Origin of the sequence: Dryocola sp. LX212, from assembly GCA_041504365.1 — a bacterium.
Lineage (GTDB): Bacteria > Pseudomonadota > Gammaproteobacteria > Enterobacterales > Enterobacteriaceae > Dryocola.
On record CP167917.1, the window covers coordinates 303,900 to 324,083 of the forward strand.

The window sequence follows — 20,184 nt, forward strand, 5'->3', positions numbered from 1 at the left end:
ATATGGACAGCAAACGCCTTGATAACGCCGCGCTGGCGGCAGGAATAAGCCCAAACTACATCAATGCTCACGGCAAGCCGCAGGCCATTCCGGCGGAGACCAAGCTGCGTTTGCTGGAAGCCATGAGCCGTACCGCTGCCCCTAAAAAGGTGGCGGTCGCGCCGGTGCCCAACGTGCAGGTATTTACCGCCGGAGCCAAAATGACGCTGCCGCTGGAGGGCCATGGCGAATTCAGCTGGCAGCTCATTACGGAAGAGGGGAAGCATCATAAGGGGCACGCGCAGGCCGGAAAGAAGCTGGCGCTGCCCGCAAAGCTGCCGGAGGGCTACCACGAGCTGATCGTCAGCCAGAGCGAACACCAGTGGCAGTGCCGCGTCATTGTCGCGCCGAAGCGCTGCTATGAGCCAGATGCCCTGCTGCAGGACAAGAAGCTTTGGGGTGCCTGCGTACAGCTCTATACGCTGCGTTCGGATCACAACTGGGGTATCGGTGACTTTGGCGATCTGCAGCGCATGCTGATGGACGTGGCGAAGCGCGGCGGGTCGTTTATCGGCCTGAACCCGATTCATGCGCTTTACCCGGCTAACCCGGAGAGCGCCAGCCCGTACAGCCCTTCATCGCGCCGCTGGCTGAACGTGATTTATATCGACGTCAACGGCGTGGATGACTTTCTGCTGAGCGATGAGGCGCAGGCCTGGTGGAAGATGCCGAGCACGCAGCAGACTCTGCAGTCGGCGCGTGACGCGCAGTGGGTGGATTATGCTACCGTCACGGCGCTAAAAATGGCGGCGCTGCGCATGGCCTGGAAACAGTTTTCGCTGCGCACCGTTCGCGATGAGCAGATGCAGGCTTTCCAGGCATTTGTGGCCAACGGCGGCGACAGTCTTTATTACCAGGCCGCTTTCGACGCGCTGCACGCTTATCAGGTTAAAGAAGATGAGATGCGCTGGGGCTGGCCGGTCTGGCCGGAAGGCTTCCGCGATGCGCACAATCCCGCAGTTAAAGCGTTCTGTCAGGAACACCGCGATGAGGTGAATTTCTGTCTCTGGCTGCAGTATCTTGCCCACGTGCAGTTTGCAGCCTGCTGGCAGACCAGCCAGGGCTTTAAGATGCCGATTGGCCTGTATCGTGACCTGGCGGTTGGCGTGGCGGAAGGCGGCTCGGAAACCTGGTGCGACCGGGAGCTGTACTGCCTGAAGGCCTCGGTAGGCGCCCCGCCGGATATTCTCGGCCCGCTGGGCCAGAACTGGGGCCTGCCGCCGATGGATCCGCACGTCATCGTGGCTCGTGGCTATCAGCCTTACATCGAAATGCTGCGCGCTAACATGACCAACTGCGGCGCGCTGCGTATTGACCACGTTATGTCGATGCTGCGCCTGTGGTGGATCCCCTACGGCGAAACGGCGGATAAAGGTGCCTACGTGCACTATCCGGTGGACGATCTGCTGTCGATTCTGGCGCTGGAAAGCAAGCGTCATAACTGTATGGTGATCGGCGAGGATCTGGGCACGGTGCCGGTGGAAATCGTCGGCAAGCTGAAGGACAGCGGCGTTTACTCGTATAAAGTGCTCTATTTTGAACACGACAACGAGAAGCGGTTCCGCGCGCCTCAGTCATGGCCAAAACAGTCCATGGCGGTAGCGACCACCCACGATTTACCGACGCTGCGAGGCTACTGGGAAAACGGCGATCTGACGCTGGGTAAAACCCTGGGGCTGTATCCGGATGCGGACGTGCTGAGCGAGCTGTATCAGGATCGCGAACGTGCGAAGCAGGGCCTACTGGAAGGGCTGCACAAGTATGGCTGCCTGCCGAAGCGGGCCGGACATAACGCTTCGCTGATGGCGATGACGGCAACGCTCAACCGTGGGATGCAGCGCTATATCGCAGACAGCGGCAGTGCGCTGCTGGGATTACAGCCGGAAGACTGGCTGGGCATGGCGGAACCGGTGAATATCCCCGGGACGAGCTATCAATACAAGAACTGGCGCCGCAAGCTGTCGACCTCGCTTGAAGCGATGTTTGCCGACGCCGAGGTTAACAAGCTGCTGAAGGATTTGGATAAGCGGCGCAGGAAGGGTTAACGACAAAACCCACGGCGGATGACGCGCTACTTATCTGCCCTACGGGAAGGACTCGTAGGGTAGGGAAGTACAGGCGTCATCCACCGCAATGATCAGTCGTAGGGTGGATAAGCGTCAGCGTCATCCACCACAAGTATCAGTAATAAGAGTGCTCACCGCGCTGGTGTTCGGTCAGGTCGCGAACGCCTTTCAGCTCCGGGAATTCAGCCAGCAGCTGCTTCTCGATGCCTTCTTTCAGGGTCACGTCCACCATTGAACAGCCGTTGCAGCCGCCGCCGAACTGCAGGATGGCGAAGCCTTCATCGGTGATTTCCATCAGCGTCACGCGGCCGCCGTGGCCTGCCAGCTGTGGATTGACCGTCGCCTGCAGCATATACTCAACGCGCTCCATCAGCGGCGCATCGTCAGCCACTTTGCGCATTTTGGCGTTCGGGGCTTTTAGCGTCAGCTGGGAACCGAGCTGGTCGGTCACGAAGTCGATTTCAGCGTCTTCGAGGTAAGGCGCGCTCAGCTCGTCCACGTAGGCGGTCAGCTGCTCGAATTTCAACGCTGTATCTGAAGCTTCTACCGCATCCGGCGGGCAATAGGACACCCCGCACTCCGCGTTTGGAGTACCAGGGTTGATAACAAATACGCGAATTTGCGTCCCTTCTTCCTGTCCCGCCAGCAGTTTGGCGAAGTGGGATTGTGCAGTATCGGAAATACGGATCATAACGATTGCTCAATAGTTGACTATTTTAGTCGGTTATAATACGCCCATCATCGAGGGTCTACAAGGTTCGACAAAGGCACCATACCTGGATAGTCGCCGCGCCCTGCTTTTTCAGCAGTCGCGCAATTTCCGCCACGGTACTGCCCGTCGTGACGACATCATCCACAATAACCATATGGCGTCCCGCCACCGGAATATCAACCCTGAACGCCCCCTTAAGATTGCCTCGCCGTTGCCTTGCGGTGAGCTGATGCTGAGTGGCCGTTGGCCTGACGCGCCGGACGGCTTTGGGCTGATATTCACAGTTTAACCAGTGGGCGAGGGGGATGGCGAGGAGGGCGCTCTGGTTATATCCCCGACGCCAGGCCCGGCGGGTGTGGAGGGGGACTGAAACGATGACGTCCGGCCTGAAATAATCCCCCCGACGGCGGCTATCCAGCACTTTTAGCAAAAGTAAGCGGGCCAGCGCCGGGGCGAGCGCGGTGGCACCCTCAAACTTAAAGCGATGAACAAGCTTGCTCAGCGGCGGCTGATAGTCCGTGACGAACAGCAATCGGTCCCACAACGGAGGATTTTGCAGGCACCTGCCGCAGGGCGATGCTGTCCACATGGCCGGGAGGCCACAGCACGGGCAGCAAGGTGGAACCACCGGCATGGCCGCCTTGCAGCGTGAGCACATCCCCCATGCAGGGCAGGCAAGCGGCATCCGGCATAGCCAACACAGCCCCGGGATTGTTAGCATAGCCACCTCCCTGTATGGCAAAACGAGAACAATAACTGATGAGCAAGCTCTGGTGGCAGACAAAAGGTGAAGGAAAAAGCGATCTTGTGCTGCTGCACGGATGGGGGCTGAACGCCGAGGTATGGCATTGCATTGGCGAGGAACTCGGCTCGCAGTTTCGTTTACATCTTGTGGATCTGCCCGGCTATGGCCGCAGCCAGGGTTTTGGCGCGCTGACGCTGGAAGAGATGGCGGAGGTGGTGCTGGCGCAGGCTCCACAGCAGGCTATCTGGCTGGGCTGGAGTCTGGGCGGGCTGGTGGCAAGCCGGGTCGCACTTGGGCACCCTGAACGCGTGCGCGGATTAATCACCGTTGCTTCATCGCCTTGTTTTACCGCCCATGAAGAGTGGCCTGGCATCAAGCCGGACGTGCTCGCTGGTTTCCAGCGGCAGTTAAGTGAAGATTTTCAGCGTACCGTTGAGCGCTTCCTCGCGCTGCAGACGCTGGGCACGGAAACGGCCCGTCAGGACGCTCGCCGGTTAAAAGCGGTGGTGCTGGAACAGCCAATGCCGGAGGTGAATGTGCTTAACGGCGGGCTGGAGATCCTGAAAACTGTCGACCTGCGCGAGGAGATGGACACGCTCACCGTGCCGTTCCTGCGGCTTTACGGCTATCTCGACGGGCTGGTGCCGCGCAAAATCGCGGCGCTGCTGGATGAGCGCTATCCGCAAAGCGGGTCCGCTATTTTTCCTAAGGCCGCCCACGCGCCGTTTATTTCGCATCCCGCTGAGTTCTGCGAGCAGATTGACCGGTTCGCAAAGCTTGTTGATGAATAGCGATGGTTTAGCCCTGCAGCATCCAGACTTCCCGCAGGCATTTTTTTCCTTCGGGGCAGCTCTTACAGCCACCCGCCAGGCAGTCACGCGGGTCTTCCTGAATCCGCATCGCTTTACCCATCGCCTCTAAGCGACCGAGCATAGCGTTCACCAGCGGCAGCGGGGTGGCGAGCAGCTGGCTTATCTGTGCGGCATCCATACGGCCCTGCAGAGCCAGCGCGTTGCGGATATCAATTAAGCTCGCCATAACTTTCCCCTGTTGCCTTAGTGGCAGTCGCCGGTGCTGGTTTCGCAGCAGGCCGCTGCTGCCGTTTTTCGGGTTGCCAGCAGGCTGAGGTTCACGCGGCTTCGGGCGCGGCGCAGGCCGCCCATTAACACCACGTTAAACAGGATCACCACCAGAATGCAGATCAGGCTGTACTGAGGATGCTCTTTGAACGACACGGTCTGGTAGTAGAGCGTGGAGAGGGAATAAGCGATATTCAGCCCCCAAAGAATGGAAAAGGTCATCCAGCCGCGGCTCGACTCACGGGCAACCGCGCCCATTACCGAAATGCACGGGATATAGAGCAGGACGAAAATCAGGTAGCTGTAAGCTGCCGCCGCGCTGCCGAACTTATCGCTCATCACGCCCATTGCGCCGGTCGCCATTTCACCGTCGCCTTTGCTGGCTTCGATGGGGTTGGCCAGCACGCTCAGGCTGAAGGTGTCTTTCAGGCTCTGCCAGGTTTCCCCGGCGGCACCACCCAGTTCGTCCCACAGGTTGAAGCTGGCGGCATCAAACGCCTCGTTGTGCATGTCTTCTGCGGTGTAGAGGGTGTTGAGCGTCCCGACGACGACCTCTTTCGCCATCGCACCGGTAAACAGCCCTACTGTGGCCTGCCAGTTATCTTCATGTACGCCTATTGGCTTAAGCAGCGGCGTCAAAACTTTACTGACGGAGGCCAGCGCGGAGTCGTTGATGTTGTCCACCGGCTTGCCGCTGAACGAGAAGCTGTTCAGGGCACCGATGAAAATACTGACGATGACAATCACCTTACCGGCGCGCAGCACGAAGCCCTTCAGGCGCTGCCAGGTTTGCATCAGCAGGCTTTTCAGGTGTGGCACGTGATAAACCGGCAGCTCCATCACGAACGGCGTCGCTTCGCCGCGCAGGATGGTGTACTTGAGCATCAGCCCGGTCAGGATCGCCATCACGATGCCGAGGATATAGAGAGAGAAGACCACCAGCGCCCCGTCCTGGCCAAAGAACGCGGCGGCGAAGACGGCGAAGATTGCCAGACGTGCACCGCAGGACATAAACGGTGCCATCATGATGGTCATCAAGCGTTCACGCGGGGCGTCCAGGGTACGGGCGCCCATCACGGACGGCACGTTACAGCCGAAGCCGACAATCAGCGGTACGAAGGATTTCCCCGGCAGGCCGAGCGCCTGCATCAGCCTGTCCATTACGAACGCCGCTCGGGCCATGTACCCGGAATCCTCAAGGAAGGAGAGGAACAGGTACATCATGCCGATTTGCGGCACTAATGGCAGCACCGTGTTAATACCGCCGCCGATGCCCTGGGCTAAGAAGATGGTTAGCCAGTCCGGGAAGTGTAGCGTGGCGCCAATCCACTGGATGCCGTGAATAAAAATGGCCGCAGAGCCGCCGTCAAATATTGGCTGCAGCGCGCCGCCGATGTTAATCGCCAGCAGGAACATGATGTACATGACCAGCAAAAAGATCGGCAGGCCGAGGAAGCGGTTAAGGATGATTTTATCCATCATCGCCGTCATGCGACTTGGCTCGGCGGTCAGGCTGTTGCTGACGGTATCGCATACTGCTGCAATGCACTGGTAGCGCGCATCGGCAATCAGCAGGGCCGGATCTTCAAGGGTTTGAGAGAGATTTTTACGCGCTTTTTTGAGCTTGCCCGTAGTGCTGCCGGCAAAGGCCTGGCTGTAAATATCGCCTTCAAGCATTTGCAGGGCCAGCCAACGGCGTTGCTGTTCCGGCATCTCGCCGGACATATCCGCCGCCAGGCTGTCGACCTCTTTAAGCAGGGCGGGGGGGTAAAGCACCAGGTCTGGGCGGCTGTTAGGTTCCCGGCGGTCGATGGCGAGTTTCAGCCCTTCGATGCCGCGCCCACGGGTTGAAACCAGCGGCACGACAGGGCAGCCAAGGCGAGTGGCAAGGGCATCGATATCGATACGAATGGCCTGCTTCTCGGCGATATCGAGCATATTAAGCGCCACAACGCAGGGAATGCCCAGTTCCAGCAGTTGTAGCGTCAGGTAAAGGTTGCGCTCAAGGTTTGACGCGTCGACGACGTTAATCAGCAGGTCGGCGTCGCCGCTCAGAATGTAGTGACAGGCGATTTGCTCGTCGAGCGACGTTTGCGACGAGATGGTGGTCAGGGAGTAGGTGCCCGGCAGGTCAACCAGCGTGACTTTATTGTTCAGCGTGGAGAACTGTCCTTCTTTTCGTTCGACGGTCACGCCCGCCCAGTTGCCCACGCGCTGACGTGAACCGGTCAGCTGATTAAACAGCGTGGTTTTGCCTGAATTGGGGTTACCGATTAAACCTATAGTTAAGTTTTTCATTTTTTTCGTGAACTAGAGAGAATTAAAACCAGAGCGCGTACGCCCAACCCGCCTTTCAGGCAACGACTTCGACGTTTAATAATTCGAGATCTTTTTTACGCAGCACCAGGCTCACGCGACGCGTTTCGATATGCACCGGATCGCCTAAAGGGGCGACGCGAACAACGTTAAAAGAGGAGCCGGGAAGCATACCCAGAGATAATAATTTCTGACGGTACGCCGGGCTTATGTCACGGGCAAAGCCGGTTATTTTCCAGGTGCTTTTCGGTATGAAGTGCATAGGACCTTCTTAAGCGAGACGCAGATTTCCCGCTGGCTGAGCTACTGATTTCACCGGCACGTCCCGTTGCGCGGCGATCGCCTTTATCTTTAAAGGTAAGGTAAGCGTAATAAACACCACAATGATAATGAGAATGGTTTCTATCAGCAATAGTTATTTTATGAATCAGCGCTCATTTTTTATTATTAAATGCCACGGTGGGTGATGATATCAGTGTGGAAATATTTAACATGGGTCTTTAATTTAAGCAAATTATTACAAAGGCTTAAGAACGTGAATAAAGCGTAACGTCATTATATTTCGTGGATTAATGTTGCGCAGGCATTTCATGTGTTACATGAATGATGCGCGCAGGTTTATTAATTAAACATTCGCAGAAATATAGCGGGCGGGGAACGCTTTATAATGGTTGAGGAAATAACCCGGCTGATAATGAAATGTTATTTATGAATGGTGCGTCGGGAAATTAGAACAAATTGTGCTAAATACGGTGGATGACGCTTTGTTTATCCACGCTGACCCATAAAAGGGAGCAGAGTGGGAAAACGCAGCGTCATCCGCCGGAAGGTTAGCTCTTCTTACCAAACGCCGCTGCCAGCGCGTCACCCATCGCGCTGTTGCCGCTGCTGGCGTTATCACGCCCGCGCGGTTTTGCCTGCTGCTGGGCAGGGCGGCGGCCGTTGTTTTGCTCGCGTGGCGCGCTGCTGCGGCGGGCGTTGGTTTCGCCCGGCTGCTCGTCAAGACGCATGGTCAGCGCAATACGCTTACGCTGCAAATCCACTTCCAGCACCTTCACTTTAACAATGTCACCGGCCTTCACCACCTTATGCGGATCGTCGATGAACTTGTCGGAGAGTGAAGAGATGTGGACCAGTCCGTCCTGGTGCACGCCGATATCCACAAAGGCACCGAAGTTGGTAACGTTGGTTACCGCGCCTTCCAGCACCATGCCCGGCGTCAGGTCGTTCATGGTTTCCACGCCGTCGGCAAATTTCGCCGTTTTGAATTCAGGGCGCGGATCGCGACCCGGTTTTTCCAGCTCCTTGATGATGTCGGTAACGGTCGGCACGCCAAAGCGTTCGTCGGTAAACTCGCTCGCCTTCAGGCCGCGCAGCGCTTCGCCGTTGCCCATAAGGTCTGCCAGCGCCTGCTCGGTAGCGGCAAGAATGCGCTCAACCACCGGATAGGCTTCCGGGTGAACGGTCGAGGCATCCAGCGGATTGTTGCCGTGGTTGATACGCAGGAAGCCCGCGCACTGCTCAAAGGCTTTTGGCCCCAGGCGGCTGACTTTCAGCAGCTGCTGGCGATCCTGGAAGCGGCCGTTCTCATCGCGCCAGTTAACAATATTCTGAGCCATCATGCGTGTCAGGCCTGCTACGCGGGTCAGCAGCGGGACTGAAGCGGTATTCAGATCCACGCCAACGGCGTTCACGCAGTCTTCAACCACCGCATCCAGCTTCTTAGCAAGCTGCGACTGGCTGACGTCGTGCTGGTACTGGCCCACGCCGATGGATTTCGGATCGATTTTCACCAGTTCTGCCAGCGGGTCCTGTAAGCGGCGGGCGATGGACACCGCGCCACGGATCGATACGTCGAGATCCGGGAATTCCAGAGCAGCCAGCTCGGATGCTGAATATACGGAAGCACCCGCTTCGCTGACGATAACCTTCTGGGCGGTAACTTTCGGGAACTGCTGCTGAACGTCAAGGTAGAAACGTTCGGTTTCGCGGGAGGCGGTGCCGTTGCCAATCGCCACCAGCTCCACGTTGTGCTTCTCACACAGCGCAGCTACGGCAGCGGCGGCTTTCGCAGCCTGGCCGGTATGTGGATAGATAGTGTCTGTGGCGACGAGCTTACCGGTTGCATCGACAACCGCGACTTTTACGCCGGTACGCAGGCCGGGATCCAGCCCCATCGTGGCGCGCAGGCCGGCAGGGGCGGCCATCAACAGGTCGTGCATGTTACGGGCAAAGACGTTGATGGCTTCTTCGTCGGCGCGCTCGCGCACAGTGCCCATCAGCTCGGTTTCCAGGTGCATCAGTATTTTGATGCGCCAGGTCCAGCTCACCACGGCGCGACGCCAGGCATCCGCCGGGGCGTTATTCAGGCGCAGGGCGAGGTGCTCGATAATCAGCTGTTCGCAGTAGCTTTCACGAGGCGGCTCATCGTGCTGCGGATCGGCGTTCAACGCCAGCTGCAGAATGCCTTCGTTGCGGCCACGGAACATGGCCAGCGCGCGGTGGGACGGCACGGTAGCAATAGGTTCGTGATGATCGAAGTAGTCGCGGAATTTCGCGCCTTCGTCTTCCTTGCCACTGACAACCGTGGAAACGAGGTGCGCGTTCTTCCACAGGTAGTTGCGAACTTTCGCCAGCAGGGCTGCGTCTTCCGCGAAGCGCTCCATCAGAATATAGCGTGCGCCATCAAGGGCGGCTTTGGTATCGGCGACGCCTTTGTCGGCATCCACAAAGCGGGCGGCTTCCTGTTCCGGCTCGTGGGACGGTTCGTTCCACAGCAGGTCAGCCAGCGGCTCAAGGCCCGCTTCGATGGCAATTTGCCCGCGCGTGCGGCGCTTTTGCTTGTACGGCAGGTATAAATCTTCCAGCTCGGTTTTGCTCAGCGTGCCGCTAATCGCGTTCGCCAGCTCGTCGGTCAGTTTACCCTGCTCGGTAATGGATTTCAGAATGACCTGGCGGCGGTCTTCAAGCTCGCGCAGGTAGCTAAGACGGGTCTCTAACTGACGCAGCTGCGTGTCATCCAGACCGCCGGTGACTTCCTTACGATAACGTGCAATAAACGGCACGGTATTCCCTTCATCAAGAAGACGAACGGCGGCTTCCACCTGTTCGTTTCTGGCATGAAGCTCACTTGCAATAATGCGGCAGAGCGAATCATTCATCATGGCTTTTCATCTGTGTTGAGTAGGTCATTAGGTGCAAAAATCAGGGGACAGTTATACGGATTGGAGGGTGAAAATGCCAGCCGCAGCCCCTGAGTGGCGATTAATCGGACGGTTCTGTGACCGGCATCGTGCTACTTCACGTATTCAATTTTGTTAACGTACCACTGGGCTTCGCCGCCGGGGGTCTGCACGACCGCCAGGTCGCCCTCTTCTTTCTTCAGCAGGGCGCGGGCCATCGGCGAGTCGATGGAGATGTAGTCTTTACGACCGAAGATTTCATCGTAGCCGACAATGCGGAAGCGCAGCTGATTACCATCGTCATTTTCAATTTCGACCCAGGCGCCGAAGAACACTTTGCCCTCCTGCTGGGGGGAATAGTCGACAATCTTTAGGTATTCGAGGCATTTCGTCAGATAACGTACGCGGCGGTCTATCTCGCGCAGCCGTTTTTTGTTGTACTGGTAGTCGGCGTTTTCACTGCGATCGCCAAGGCTTGCCGCCCACGTGACCTTTTTGGTCACCTCCGGACGCTCTTCTCGCCACAGGTAATCCTTTTCTTGCTTGAGCTTTTCGTAGCCTTCTCGGGTAATCAGCGGCGTTTTCATCAGTAAGCCTTTGGCGTCGGGAACAATGGGAGTGATTTAAACCGAAATATCAGGATGATGGCAATCCCCGGTATTTGCGAGTCAGGTCATTCTTTTTGGTGAAAAGGAGCTGATAACCATCTGTTTAATATGCTTTGTAACAATTTCGACTAGAATGTATACCAGATTTGACTGGTCGTATTGACACAGTTTTTTAAGAATACGCACTCAACTGTTCGAGCCTTTGGGAGTTATAAGAATGCAAGAGAACTATAAAATTCTGGTCGTGGATGATGATATGCGTCTGCGTGCTCTGCTGGAGCGTTACCTGACCGAACAGGGCTTCCAGGTTCGTAGCGTCGCCAACGCGGAACAGATGGATCGTCTGTTAACCCGTGAGTCCTTCCACCTGATGGTGCTGGACCTGATGCTGCCCGGCGAAGATGGCCTGTCTATCTGCCGCCGCCTGCGCAGCCAGAGCAACCCGATGCCGATCATTATGGTCACCGCCAAGGGTGAAGAAGTGGACCGTATTGTGGGCCTGGAAATCGGTGCTGATGACTACATTCCAAAACCGTTTAACCCGCGTGAGCTGTTAGCCCGTATCCGTGCAGTCCTGCGTCGTCAGGCGAACGAACTGCCGGGCGCGCCTTCTCAGGAAGAAGCGGTTATCGCCTTCGGCAAGTTCAAACTGAACCTCGGCACCCGCGAGATGTTCCGTGAAGATGAGCCTATGCCGCTGACCAGCGGTGAATTCGCGGTACTGAAAGCCCTGGTAAGCCATCCGCGTGAACCCCTTTCCCGTGACAAACTGATGAACCTTGCCCGTGGCCGTGAGTACAGCGCCATGGAACGTTCTATCGACGTACAGATCTCCCGCCTGCGCCGCATGGTGGAAGAGGACCCGGCGCATCCGCGCTATATTCAGACCGTATGGGGTCTGGGCTACGTCTTCGTGCCGGACGGTTCTAAGGCATGAGGCGAGTCCGCTTCTCACCAAGAAGCTCGTTTGCCCGTACGTTGCTCCTGATCGTCACCCTGCTGTTTGTCAGCCTGGTGACGACCTACCTTGTGGTGCTTAACTTCGCGATCCTGCCAAGCCTGCAGCAGTTTAATAAAGTCCTCGCCTACGAAGTCCGTATGCTGATGACGGATAAACTGCAGCTTGAAGACGGCACGCAGCTGGTGGTGCCGCCGGCCTTCCGCCGTGAGATTTACCGCGAGCTGGGCATTTCTCTGTATTCCAACGAGGCGGCGGAAGATGCCGGCCTGCGCTGGGCGCAGCACTATGAGTTTTTAAGCCAGCAGATGGCGCAGCAACTGGGCGGCCCGACGGAGGTCCGCGTCGAAGTCAACAAAAGCTCGCCGGTAGTCTGGCTGAAGACCTGGCTGTCGCCGAATATCTGGGTCCGCGTTCCGCTCACTGAAATTCACCAGGGTGATTTCTCGCCGCTGTTCCGCTATACGCTTGCCATTATGCTGCTGGCGATAGGGGGCGCGTGGCTGTTTATCCGCATACAGAACCGACCGCTGGTCGACCTCGAGCACGCTGCGCTTCAGGTCGGTAAAGGTATTATTCCGCCGCCGCTGCGCGAATACGGTGCCTCGGAGGTCCGCTCGGTAACCCGTGCGTTCAACCATATGGCAGCGGGCGTTAAACAGCTGGCGGATGACCGTACGCTGCTGATGGCAGGGGTCAGCCATGACCTGCGAACGCCACTGACGCGTATCCGTCTTGCTACGGAGATGATGGGCCAGGAAGATGGCTATCTCGCCGAGTCGATTAATAAAGATATCGAAGAGTGCAACGCGATTATCGAACAGTTTATCGACTACCTGCGCACCGGGCAGGAGATGCCGCTGGAAACGGCGGACCTGAACGGCGTACTGGGCGAAGTAGTGGCCGCAGAAAGCGGCTACGAACGCGAAATCGAAACAGATTTGCAGGAGGGGGAACTGCTGGTCAACATCCACCCGCTCTCCATTAAGCGTGCGGTTGCCAATATGGTGGTTAACGCTGCCCGCTACGGTAACGGCTGGATCAAAGTCAGCAGCGGCGGCGAGCTGAACCGTGCCTGGTTCCAGGTGGAAGACGACGGCCCGGGGATCAAGCCCGAGCAGCTTAAGCACCTGTTCCAGCCGTTTGTGCGCGGTGACAGTGCCCGTACCACCAGCGGCACAGGGCTGGGCCTGGCGATAGTCCAGCGTATTATCGACAACCATAACGGCCTGCTTGATATCGGCAGCAGCGAACGCGGTGGTTTACGGATCAGGGCTTATCTGTCACTGCCGATAAGTAAGGTCGTGACGCAAACCAAAGAAGCCTGATGCGCTGAAAATAAAAAACGAACCCCTCGGGGTTCGTTTTTTTTATGTCGGATGGCGCTTATCCGACCTACAAATCGTTCGAGTCGTAGAGTGGATAAGCGCCAGCGCCATCTACCACCGACAAAGAACTTAGATCTTAGGCCCTGCGCTCACTAATGCAGCCCCCGCCGGGGTATCGGTGTACTTCTCGAAGTTAGCCACGAAAAGCTTTGCCAGCTGCTCTGCTTTCTCCTGCCACTGTTCCTGGGACGCGTAGGTGCAACGCGGGTCGAGAATATGTGGGTCAACGCCCCCCAGCTCGATGGGGATCGCCAGATCGAACATCGGCAGCGTGAAGGTCTCGGCGTTGTCCAGCGAGCCATCCAGTATTGCGTCGATGATCGCGCGGGTATCTTTAATCGAGATACGTTTGCCCGTGCCGTTCCAGCCCGTATTCACCAGATAAGCCTGTGCGCCGGATGCCAACATGCGCTTCACCAGCACTTCCGCGTACTGCGTTGGGTGCAACGACAGGAATGCCGCGCCGAAGCAGGCGGAGAAGGTTGGCGTTGGTTCGGTGACGCCGCGCTCGGTACCTGCCAGCTTCGCGGTAAAGCCAGACAGGAAGTGGTACTGCGTCTGGTTTGCCGTCAGGCGGGATACCGGAGGCAGCACGCCAAAGGCGTCTGCGGTCAGGAAAATCACTTTCGTCGCGTGGCCCGCTTTCGACACCGGCTTAACGATATTGTCGATGTGGTAAATCGGGTAGGAGACGCGGGTATTTTCCGTTTTTGAGCTGTCGTCAAAGTCGATGGAGCCGTCGGCACGCACGGTGACGTTTTCCAGCAGCGCGTCGCGACGGATAGCGTGGAAGATGTCCGGCTCCGCCTCTTCAGACAGGCGGATCGTCTTCGCGTAGCAGCCGCCTTCAAAGTTGAACACGCCGTCGTCGTCCCAGCCGTGTTCGTCATCGCCAATCAGGCGGCGTTTCGGATCGGTGGACAGGGTGGTTTTGCCGGTGCCGGAAAGCCCGAAGAACACGGCCACGTCGCCATCTTCACCCACGTTTGCCGAGCAGTGCATGGAAGCAATGCCCTTCAGCGGCAGCAGGTAATTCATGATGGAGAACATGCCCTTTTTCATTTCGCCGCCGTACCAGGTGCCGCCAATCAGCTGCATGCGCTCGGTAAGGTTAAAGGCTACGAAGTTCTCAGAGTTCAGTCCCTGCTCTTGCCAGTGAGGATTGGTGCATTTGGCGCCGTTCATCACCACAAAATCAGGTTTAAATGTTGCCAGCTCTTCGTCGGTTGGGCGGATAAACATGTTTTTAACGAAATGAGCCTGCCAGGCCACTTCGGTAATAAAACGTACCGACAGACGCGTGTCTGCATTGGCACCGCAGAACGCGTCGACAATGAACAAACGTTTACCAGAGAGCTGTTCGGTGACAAGACCCTTCAGGCTGCGCCAGGTCTCTTCAGAAAGGGGTTTATTATCGTTTTTGCCTTTGCCGTTGTCTGCCCACCACAGGGTGTCGCGGGTAGTATCGTCACGGACGATGTACTTATCCTTCGGTGAGCGGCCGGTAAATATACCGGTATCGACTGCCACCGCACCAAGACTTGTTTCTACTCCACGCTCAAAGCCTTGCAGACTGGGGTTCAGCTCTTCGCGGTACAGCGTTTCGTAATCGGGGTTGTAAAGCACCTCACTCGCATCGTGAATTCCATAAGCCTTGAGATCCTGCGGGGTTATGCCTTTAACTCGCATTTCACTGCTCCTTAGCCAATTTGTACTGCCTTAGATTGTAGGGTTGTTTATTGGTTGTTAACCGCGACCAAACTCATAGATTTGAGCATCCGACTCAAATCGGGTAGCGGAAAACGCTGTGAGGCTGGTCACAACGGGTGGAGAGTATGGCAGGAAATGGCAAAAGGTCGGGGAAAATAGTCTGAATATGTTAAAAATTAGTGCGATAAACGGACGCTTTGTGATTGAGCGCGCGTTTGCGTGCAAACGAGGTTTTTTTTGCTCCCTCTCCTGTGAGAGAGGGAGCTTCAACGATCAATGTACCTGCGGATCCGCCGGTGAGGCATTGTTGCGGATAGCTGCGATGTCCATTGCGTCGAACACATAGTGGTTACCGCAGTAATCACAGTTCATGTCGATTTCGCCGTCGTCGGCAATAATGCTGTCCACCTCTTCGTCCGGCAGGGTGCTCAGCGCGTCGGCACAGCGTTCGCGGGAGCAGGTGCATTTGAACTCAACGGCCTGCGGATCGTAGAGCGTGACCTCTTCTTCGTGGTACAGGCGCCACAGAACGTCGTTAGCAGGCAGGTTCAGCAGCTCCTCCGCTTTAATGGTTTCGGTCAGCGCGGCCAGGTGCGCGAAGTCATCGGCCTGGGCGTCCTGCGCCGGTAGTACCTGCAGCAGCATACCGCCCGCAGCGGCTTTGCCATCCACGTCGCCGGTACGGATGAACAGGCGCGTTGGCAGCTGTTCGGACCGGAGGAAGTAATCTTCCAGACACTCGGCCAGCGTATCGCCCTCCAGCCCAACAACGCCCTGGTAGCGCTCGCCCTCACTTGGGGTGATGGTGATCACCAGATAACCGTTGCCGATCAGGGTTTTCATGTCCGCGTCCGCAGGAATATCGCCCTGAACGCGAGCCACACCGCGCATCTGCTGCTTGTTATTGCCGTTGATCACCGCGAGGTTCATCGGGCCGTCGCCCTGCAGCTGCACGGTGATATCACCGTCAAACTTCAGCGTTGCCGTCAGCAGGCTGGTGGCAACCAGCAGTTCGCCGAGGATCGTTTTTACCGGCTGCGGATAGTCATGGTTTTCCATGATCTGCTGCCAGGTTTCGGAAACCGTCACCAGCTCGCCGCGCACGGCATAGTTTTCAAACAGGTAACGGTGGAGTTGGTCGTGTTGAGCCATAATTTTCTCTCGGTCAGGCGGCAGCTACTCGTTGCCACCGTGTTTAAATTTCATCAGATCCCGACGCTCTTTTTTATCCGGGCGACGGTCGGGGTGCGGCATGGTCAGCGCGTTCATCTTGCGGGCCAGCGCCACCTTTTCCCGTTTTTCGACGCTTTGCGCCGTCTCTTCGTACAGCAGCGCCGCTTCCGCTGCCGGGCGGCGCTGTTCGGTAATGCCGAGGACGGTCACCGTACGTTCGTCGTTGCCCTGACGCAGCGTCAGCATCGCGTTCAGTTCAACAAGTTTACTGGGCTTGCTGCGTTGTCCGTTGTAATGCACCTTGCCGCCCTCAACCATCTCCCTCGCCACGGCGCGGGTTTTGTAAAAGCGGGCGGCCCAAAGCCATTTGTCGAGGCGTACGCCTGTCGCGGGCTTTTCTTTCATGGCTACTCCTTTACGGAAAGCAAAGGGATCAGGCGGCGGTAGTCGTTCAGCGCGGGATGGCGCTGCCAGGTTTTGTCTGCCACGCCGGAGTCAGGGTTAGTGACGCCCAGGCAGTAACGAATACCAAATTGCGCCGCGGCGTCCAGAATCGGCTCGCTGTCGTCAATAAAGACGGTGCGCGCCCCTTCAAGCCCGGTATGCGCGGCGACGGCCTGCCACAAACGCTGATCCTCTTTCGGATAACCAAATGTGTGGGTGGAAAGCAATAAATCAAGGTGCTGGGCTAAACCAGTGTGTTCAAGCTTCACGGCCAGGTTGTGCGGATGCGCATTGGTCAGCAGAATTCGCCTTTTCCCGCACGCTTTCAGCGCCGCCAGAAATGGCGCAGTATCTTCACGCAGTATCGCGTTTGGCCCCTGTGCGGTGGTCATGGCAAAGATATCCAGCCCCAGCCGCTCGCTCCAGTAGTCCAGACAGTACCAGTTTAGCGTATGCTGCACGGCGTGATATTCCTGGCGTATAAGCTGGTGGGCTTCATCCAGAGGAATGCCGCGATCGAGACTGAGGGTTTCCGGGACCAGCTTCTGCCAGAAATGGTTATCAAAGGCGAGATCCAGCAGCGTGCCGTCCATATCGAGCAGAACGGTGTCAACGTCCTGCCAGGCAATATCAATATGCATGGGGTAAACCTGATTGAAGGAAACTGCGCGACAGGTTAGCACAACCTGCCGCGTGAGGTCAGAACAGTGGGCGTACCGCCGGGATAGCCGTGAGCGAAGGGTTCATACAGCTTTCATAGTACTGCTGAATTTGTGCCAGACGGTTGCGGCTACGGTGGTAGCGACGCCAGGCGAGCACGCCGTTGAACAGTGCCAGAACCAGCATGCTCAACAGCAGCAGGGTAGTTGCGATATAGCGCCACAGGCTACTGCTGTCAGGAATGCGGTGCAGCGTCACGTGCTGGGTGCCGTTAGCATCGGTGCTCAGGCCGGTAATAATCCCCTCGGCGCTGAACGGCGTACGCAGTAGCATATCGGCCAGGCGCTGAAACTCTTCCCACTGCTCCTGGGCCGGGAAGTCATACAGCGAAACCGGCGGCAGAGGTTGATCGACAAGATCGCTGCCTTCGTCGCTGACGATAATAAAACCGCCGGGAGCCGGGCTGTTGAGCTTCTGTGCGGCGCGGGCCGTTTCGCGGATAAAGAACGGCGCGGTGGAGGTGGTGACGAGGTTATCAAGGGACTCGGCGCTCACCGGTCGTAGCAGCACGTTCACGCCGTCCAGCTTGCCGGCATCGGCCCTTTTGAGCAGCGATTCCCAGTCTTTGGTATTGCCCAGATTGATCAGTGCGTTCTTCAGGCGAACGCATTCATCGTCCGCTGTACAGAGCGCCTGGGTCTTCAGTACGATGCTGGCGAAATCATCCAGCAGCACCATACCCGATTTCTGAATGGCCGTTCTTAGCTGCGGGTTAACCTTCGAGTCTGCTTCCGTTTGCGGATGGAGCTGGCTGCTGACCGCCTGGGTTAACGCCGTGGCTTTATCCATGACGTCAGACTCCGGCAGCGGCAGCGGCCGGGCCGTGTTCCAGACAATTTGTGAGCAGTCGAAAGGCGTAAACGGGTTGTTCTGTTTTGTCGGATAGGCGCCGGGCAGATGAATATTACACATGCCGGTGCCGGAGACGCGCAGGGTGTCGCCAACTCGCAGCTGAGTTTTCTGCAGATCCGCAACGGTCGTCGCCTCGATTGTTTGCGCGCCCTTAAGCCAGGAGATGCTTAATTTCAGCGGCATTTCCAGCGGCACCCAAATCAGCAGCATCAGCAGCACCGCCAGCGCGCCGGTGGCGATAACCAGATTGCGCATCCAGTGCTGAATGGGGAAGTTTTTAACCTCATCGTGCAGCGAGAGGAAGCGCCCCTGGCGCACCACGTTACGGTCGAGATAGATATCAATATCGGTCTTCTGCCCGAGATCCTGTGCGACGTAGGGCTGCCAGTGCGGCGGATAAATCAGGTCAATAATGCCCAGCGAGATATTGTTAATCTGCTCCTGGTTGGATTCGCCAAACAGACCCCAGCGCTTGGGCGTGCCGCGCAGACAGTGGATCTCACGCAGCGTATTTTTAGCCGGAGGGGCAAACAGCCCCCAGAGGCTTGCGGCCAGCAGCATAATCGCGCCGCCCAGCAGCCAGGGCAGCACGACAATCGGGCTGACCAGGCACAGATAGAGCATGACAAACGCGACGCATAACAGAATCGCCTCGCGCAGTCCGTCCGGGCGGCTGAGGGCTGCTTCCTCTGCCGTTTCCTGGCGGATATTCAGCAGTTCGATTTGCTCGCTCTCTTCGCCGCGAATCGAGGCCTGGCTGTTAGTCGCCCGTTCCAGCGCGAAGCCGCGGTTATCAATCCTCTCTTCCCCCAGAGTATGACCATTCAGCGAGATAACCAGCGGCACGGTCTCGGTACGGATCAGCTCAACGTTATTATCGTTGGTGATGTACTGCTCCCAGAACGGCGGCAGGTGGACCTCCACGGAATCGAGGTAGTAGCGCCATTTGTTGGCGTCATCCGTCGACAGTCCGTAGCGGGTAATGGAGCGAGTAAGCGAGAGGACGGTACTACTTTGCGCGTTGAGCACCAGCCTCACGGGCGCCGTACTGGCACCGGTTGGCCCGACGATGTCCTGGGTTCGGGTCAGCGTCTCGATATAAGCTTCAACGGCAGTGCGCTCTTCAGCGGTGAGTTTACGGGCGGTAGCACCGGTAAAGGATTGTACGTTTGCAGGCCGGGAACGCAGCCGCAGGCTGCGCCAGACCAACCATCCGGCAATGATTACACAGGCCAGCATAGCAGCTAAAAAAAGGAGTAAGGTGCTCATGCCATCCCCATTAAATCATCGTTTTCTTATTCAAGCGCAGCAAGATGCACACCTTAAAGCATTATGGGTGTATGAGTTGTTATCGGCAGGTACAAATGTGAACTTGAGTCTTTTGTAGGGTAAAACCTGCGGTAACTTGATGTTAGCAAAGCGACTTCCCGGCAAATATCAGCAAATTCCTATTTCATTGCGCATGCTTGACAGATACATGCACCGCTATGAACGATCGGATAAGGTTACAAAAATGTAAATAATAACCAATGTGCATTGCACGAGGTGTGCGGCATACCGCACAATGACACACCTGTCCCACTCTTTAAACCAGTCACGATGAGCAAATCCTTACAGAAGCCGACCATTTTACATGTTGAGACCGTGGCGCGTTCACGCCTGTTTAATGTCGAGACCGTGGACCTGGAGTTCAGCAATGGCGTACGCCGCGTTTACGAACGCATGCGGCCTTCTTCGCGCGAAGCGGTAATGATTATCCCGGTGGTCGACGATCATGTCATTCTGATTCGTGAATATGCGGTTGGGACGGAATCATACGAGCTCGGTTTTTCTAAGGGGCTTATTGACCCGGGTGAAACCGTTTTTGAAGCTGCGAACCGCGAGCTGAAGGAAGAGGTTGGCTTTGGAGCCAACGAGCTAACGTTCCTGAAAAAACTCACCATGGCGCCTTCTTATTTCTCCAGCAGGATGAATATCGTGGTCGCCGAAGACCTCTACCCTGAGTCACTGGAAGGGGATGAGCCGGAAGAGCTGCCGCAGGTGCGCTGGCCGCTGGCAAAACTGCTCGACCTGCTGGATGAAGAAGACTTCAGCGAGGCGCGAAACGTCAGCGCGCTGTTCCTGCTGCGCGAATGGCTGAAAGAGCAGGGCCGCCTGTAGCGTTTAAAACACCTCGTTTGAAAGTGTTCTCA

General features: G+C 57.0%; 17 protein-coding genes. 5 read left to right on the forward strand and 12 right to left on the reverse strand.

From position 1 onward, the window contains the following. Nucleotides 1–2: 2 nt before the first annotated feature. Nucleotides 3–2,084, forward strand: a complete 2,082-nt coding sequence (gene malQ / locus ACA108_01415) for a 4-alpha-glucanotransferase (protein XEX96234.1) — start codon at nt 3–5, stop codon at nt 2,082–2,084. Nucleotides 2,085–2,220: 136 nt separating this feature from the next. Here the strand turns inward: malQ and nfuA are convergent, their stop codons facing one another. Further along, nucleotides 2,221–2,796, reverse strand: coding sequence for a Fe-S biogenesis protein NfuA (nfuA, locus tag ACA108_01420; protein XEX96235.1), 576 nt, complete (start codon nt 2,794–2,796; stop codon nt 2,221–2,223). A gap of 58 nt (nt 2,797–2,854) precedes the next feature. After that, nucleotides 2,855–3,538, reverse strand: a complete 684-nt coding sequence (gene gntX, locus ACA108_01425; GenBank protein XEX96236.1) for a DNA utilization protein GntX — start codon at nt 3,536–3,538, stop codon at nt 2,855–2,857. A 38-nt stretch (nt 3,539–3,576) separates the two neighbouring features. Between gntX and bioH the strand changes: the two genes are divergently transcribed. After that, nucleotides 3,577–4,353 (forward strand): pimeloyl-ACP methyl ester esterase BioH, encoded by a 777-nt coding sequence (gene bioH, locus ACA108_01430; protein ID XEX96237.1) that lies wholly within the window; start codon nt 3,577–3,579, stop codon nt 4,351–4,353. 7 nt (nt 4,354–4,360) lie between these two features. On the opposite strand, the gene feoC is transcribed toward bioH, so the two are convergent. The 5 genes from feoC to greB form a co-directional block, all read right to left on the reverse strand. Further along, nucleotides 4,361–4,600, reverse strand: coding sequence for a [Fe-S]-dependent transcriptional repressor FeoC (gene feoC, locus ACA108_01435; protein XEX96238.1), 240 nt, complete (start codon nt 4,598–4,600; stop codon nt 4,361–4,363). Between the two features lie 17 nt (nt 4,601–4,617). After that, complete coding sequence (gene feoB, locus ACA108_01440) at nt 4,618–6,939, reverse strand: Fe(2+) transporter permease subunit FeoB (protein ID XEX96239.1); 2,322 nt, start codon at nt 6,937–6,939, stop codon at nt 4,618–4,620. Between the two features lie 55 nt (nt 6,940–6,994). Then, complete coding sequence (feoA, locus tag ACA108_01445) at nt 6,995–7,219, reverse strand: ferrous iron transporter A (protein XEX96240.1); 225 nt, start codon at nt 7,217–7,219, stop codon at nt 6,995–6,997. Nucleotides 7,220–7,787: 568 nt separating this feature from the next. Next, nucleotides 7,788–10,121: a Tex family protein gene (locus ACA108_01450; protein ID XEX96241.1), complete on the reverse strand. Its 2,334-nt coding sequence runs from the start codon at nt 10,119–10,121 to the stop codon at nt 7,788–7,790. Nucleotides 10,122–10,252: 131 nt separating this feature from the next. Further along, the gene (gene greB, locus ACA108_01455) at nt 10,253–10,726 is read right to left on the reverse strand and encodes a transcription elongation factor GreB (GenBank protein XEX96242.1); all 474 of its coding nucleotides are present in this window, start codon (nt 10,724–10,726) and stop codon (nt 10,253–10,255) included. A gap of 238 nt (nt 10,727–10,964) precedes the next feature. Between greB and ompR the strand changes: the two genes are divergently transcribed. Both ompR and envZ read left to right on the forward strand, forming a co-directional pair. Beyond that, on the forward strand, nt 10,965–11,684 hold the full coding sequence (gene ompR / locus ACA108_01460; protein ID XEX96243.1) for a two-component system response regulator OmpR: 720 nt from the start codon (nt 10,965–10,967) through the stop codon (nt 11,682–11,684). After that, nucleotides 11,681–13,033 carry a two-component system sensor histidine kinase EnvZ gene (envZ, locus tag ACA108_01465; protein ID XEX96244.1) on the forward strand — a complete coding sequence of 451 codons (1,353 nt, stop codon included), beginning with the start codon at nt 11,681–11,683 and terminating at the stop codon, nt 13,031–13,033. Before ompR ends, envZ begins: the two co-directional genes overlap by 4 nt. Nucleotides 13,034–13,162: 129 nt before the next feature. Here envZ and pckA read toward each other — a convergent pair whose 3' ends face one another. The 5 genes from pckA to ACA108_01490 all read right to left on the reverse strand — a co-directional run bounded on the left by pckA (nt 13,163) and on the right by ACA108_01490 (nt 19,261). Beyond that, the gene (pckA, locus tag ACA108_01470) at nt 13,163–14,782 is read right to left on the reverse strand and encodes a phosphoenolpyruvate carboxykinase (ATP) (GenBank protein ID XEX96245.1); all 1,620 of its coding nucleotides are present in this window, start codon (nt 14,780–14,782) and stop codon (nt 13,163–13,165) included. A 294-nt stretch (nt 14,783–15,076) separates the two neighbouring features. Beyond that, on the reverse strand, nt 15,077–15,955 hold the full coding sequence (gene hslO / locus ACA108_01475) for an Hsp33 family molecular chaperone HslO (GenBank protein XEX96246.1): 879 nt from the start codon (nt 15,953–15,955) through the stop codon (nt 15,077–15,079). 24 nt (nt 15,956–15,979) lie between these two features. Beyond that, a complete protein-coding gene (hslR, locus tag ACA108_01480) occupies nt 15,980–16,381 on the reverse strand; it encodes a ribosome-associated heat shock protein Hsp15 (protein XEX96247.1) in 402 nt (133 codons plus the stop codon). Nucleotides 16,382–16,383: 2 nt separating this feature from the next. Further along, nucleotides 16,384–17,061 carry a GMP/IMP nucleotidase gene (gene yrfG / locus ACA108_01485; GenBank protein XEX96248.1) on the reverse strand — a complete coding sequence of 226 codons (678 nt, stop codon included), beginning with the start codon at nt 17,059–17,061 and terminating at the stop codon, nt 16,384–16,386. Between the two features lie 58 nt (nt 17,062–17,119). Continuing rightward, complete coding sequence (locus tag ACA108_01490) at nt 17,120–19,261, reverse strand: intracellular growth attenuator family protein (GenBank protein XEX96249.1); 2,142 nt, start codon at nt 19,259–19,261, stop codon at nt 17,120–17,122. Between the two features lie 330 nt (nt 19,262–19,591). Here ACA108_01490 and nudE point away from each other — a divergent pair, with 330 nt between their 5' ends. Continuing rightward, a complete protein-coding gene (nudE, locus tag ACA108_01495; GenBank protein ID XEX96250.1) occupies nt 19,592–20,152 on the forward strand; it encodes an ADP compounds hydrolase NudE in 561 nt (186 codons plus the stop codon). The last annotated feature ends 32 nt before the right edge of the window (nt 20,153–20,184 follow it).

Excerpts from the sequence above, each read along its gene's own strand:
- malQ (XEX96234.1), top strand. The coding sequence starts at position 3 with ATGGACAGCAAACGCCTTGATAACGCCGCGCTGGCGGCAGGAATAAGC.
- nfuA (XEX96235.1), bottom strand. The coding sequence starts at position 2,796 with ATGATCCGTATTTCCGATACTGCACAATCCCACTTCGCCAAACTGCTG.
- gntX (XEX96236.1), bottom strand. The coding sequence starts at position 3,538 with ATGCTAACAATCCCGGGGCTGTGTTGGCTATGCCGGATGCCGCTTGCC.
- bioH (XEX96237.1), top strand. The coding sequence starts at position 3,577 with ATGAGCAAGCTCTGGTGGCAGACAAAAGGTGAAGGAAAAAGCGATCTT.
- feoC (XEX96238.1), bottom strand. The coding sequence starts at position 4,600 with ATGGCGAGCTTAATTGATATCCGCAACGCGCTGGCTCTGCAGGGCCGT.
- feoB (XEX96239.1), bottom strand. The coding sequence starts at position 6,939 with ATGAAAAACTTAACTATAGGTTTAATCGGTAACCCCAATTCAGGCAAA.
- feoA (XEX96240.1), bottom strand. The coding sequence starts at position 7,219 with ATGCACTTCATACCGAAAAGCACCTGGAAAATAACCGGCTTTGCCCGT.
- ACA108_01450 (XEX96241.1), bottom strand. The coding sequence starts at position 10,121 with ATGATGAATGATTCGCTCTGCCGCATTATTGCAAGTGAGCTTCATGCC.
- greB (XEX96242.1), bottom strand. The coding sequence starts at position 10,726 with ATGAAAACGCCGCTGATTACCCGAGAAGGCTACGAAAAGCTCAAGCAA.
- ompR (XEX96243.1), top strand. The coding sequence starts at position 10,965 with ATGCAAGAGAACTATAAAATTCTGGTCGTGGATGATGATATGCGTCTG.
- envZ (XEX96244.1), top strand. The coding sequence starts at position 11,681 with ATGAGGCGAGTCCGCTTCTCACCAAGAAGCTCGTTTGCCCGTACGTTG.
- pckA (XEX96245.1), bottom strand. The coding sequence starts at position 14,782 with ATGCGAGTTAAAGGCATAACCCCGCAGGATCTCAAGGCTTATGGAATT.
- hslO (XEX96246.1), bottom strand. The coding sequence starts at position 15,955 with ATGGCTCAACACGACCAACTCCACCGTTACCTGTTTGAAAACTATGCC.
- hslR (XEX96247.1), bottom strand. The coding sequence starts at position 16,381 with ATGAAAGAAAAGCCCGCGACAGGCGTACGCCTCGACAAATGGCTTTGG.
- yrfG (XEX96248.1), bottom strand. The coding sequence starts at position 17,061 with ATGCATATTGATATTGCCTGGCAGGACGTTGACACCGTTCTGCTCGAT.
- ACA108_01490 (XEX96249.1), bottom strand. The coding sequence starts at position 19,261 with ATGAGCACCTTACTCCTTTTTTTAGCTGCTATGCTGGCCTGTGTAATC.
- nudE (XEX96250.1), top strand. The coding sequence starts at position 19,592 with ATGAGCAAATCCTTACAGAAGCCGACCATTTTACATGTTGAGACCGTG.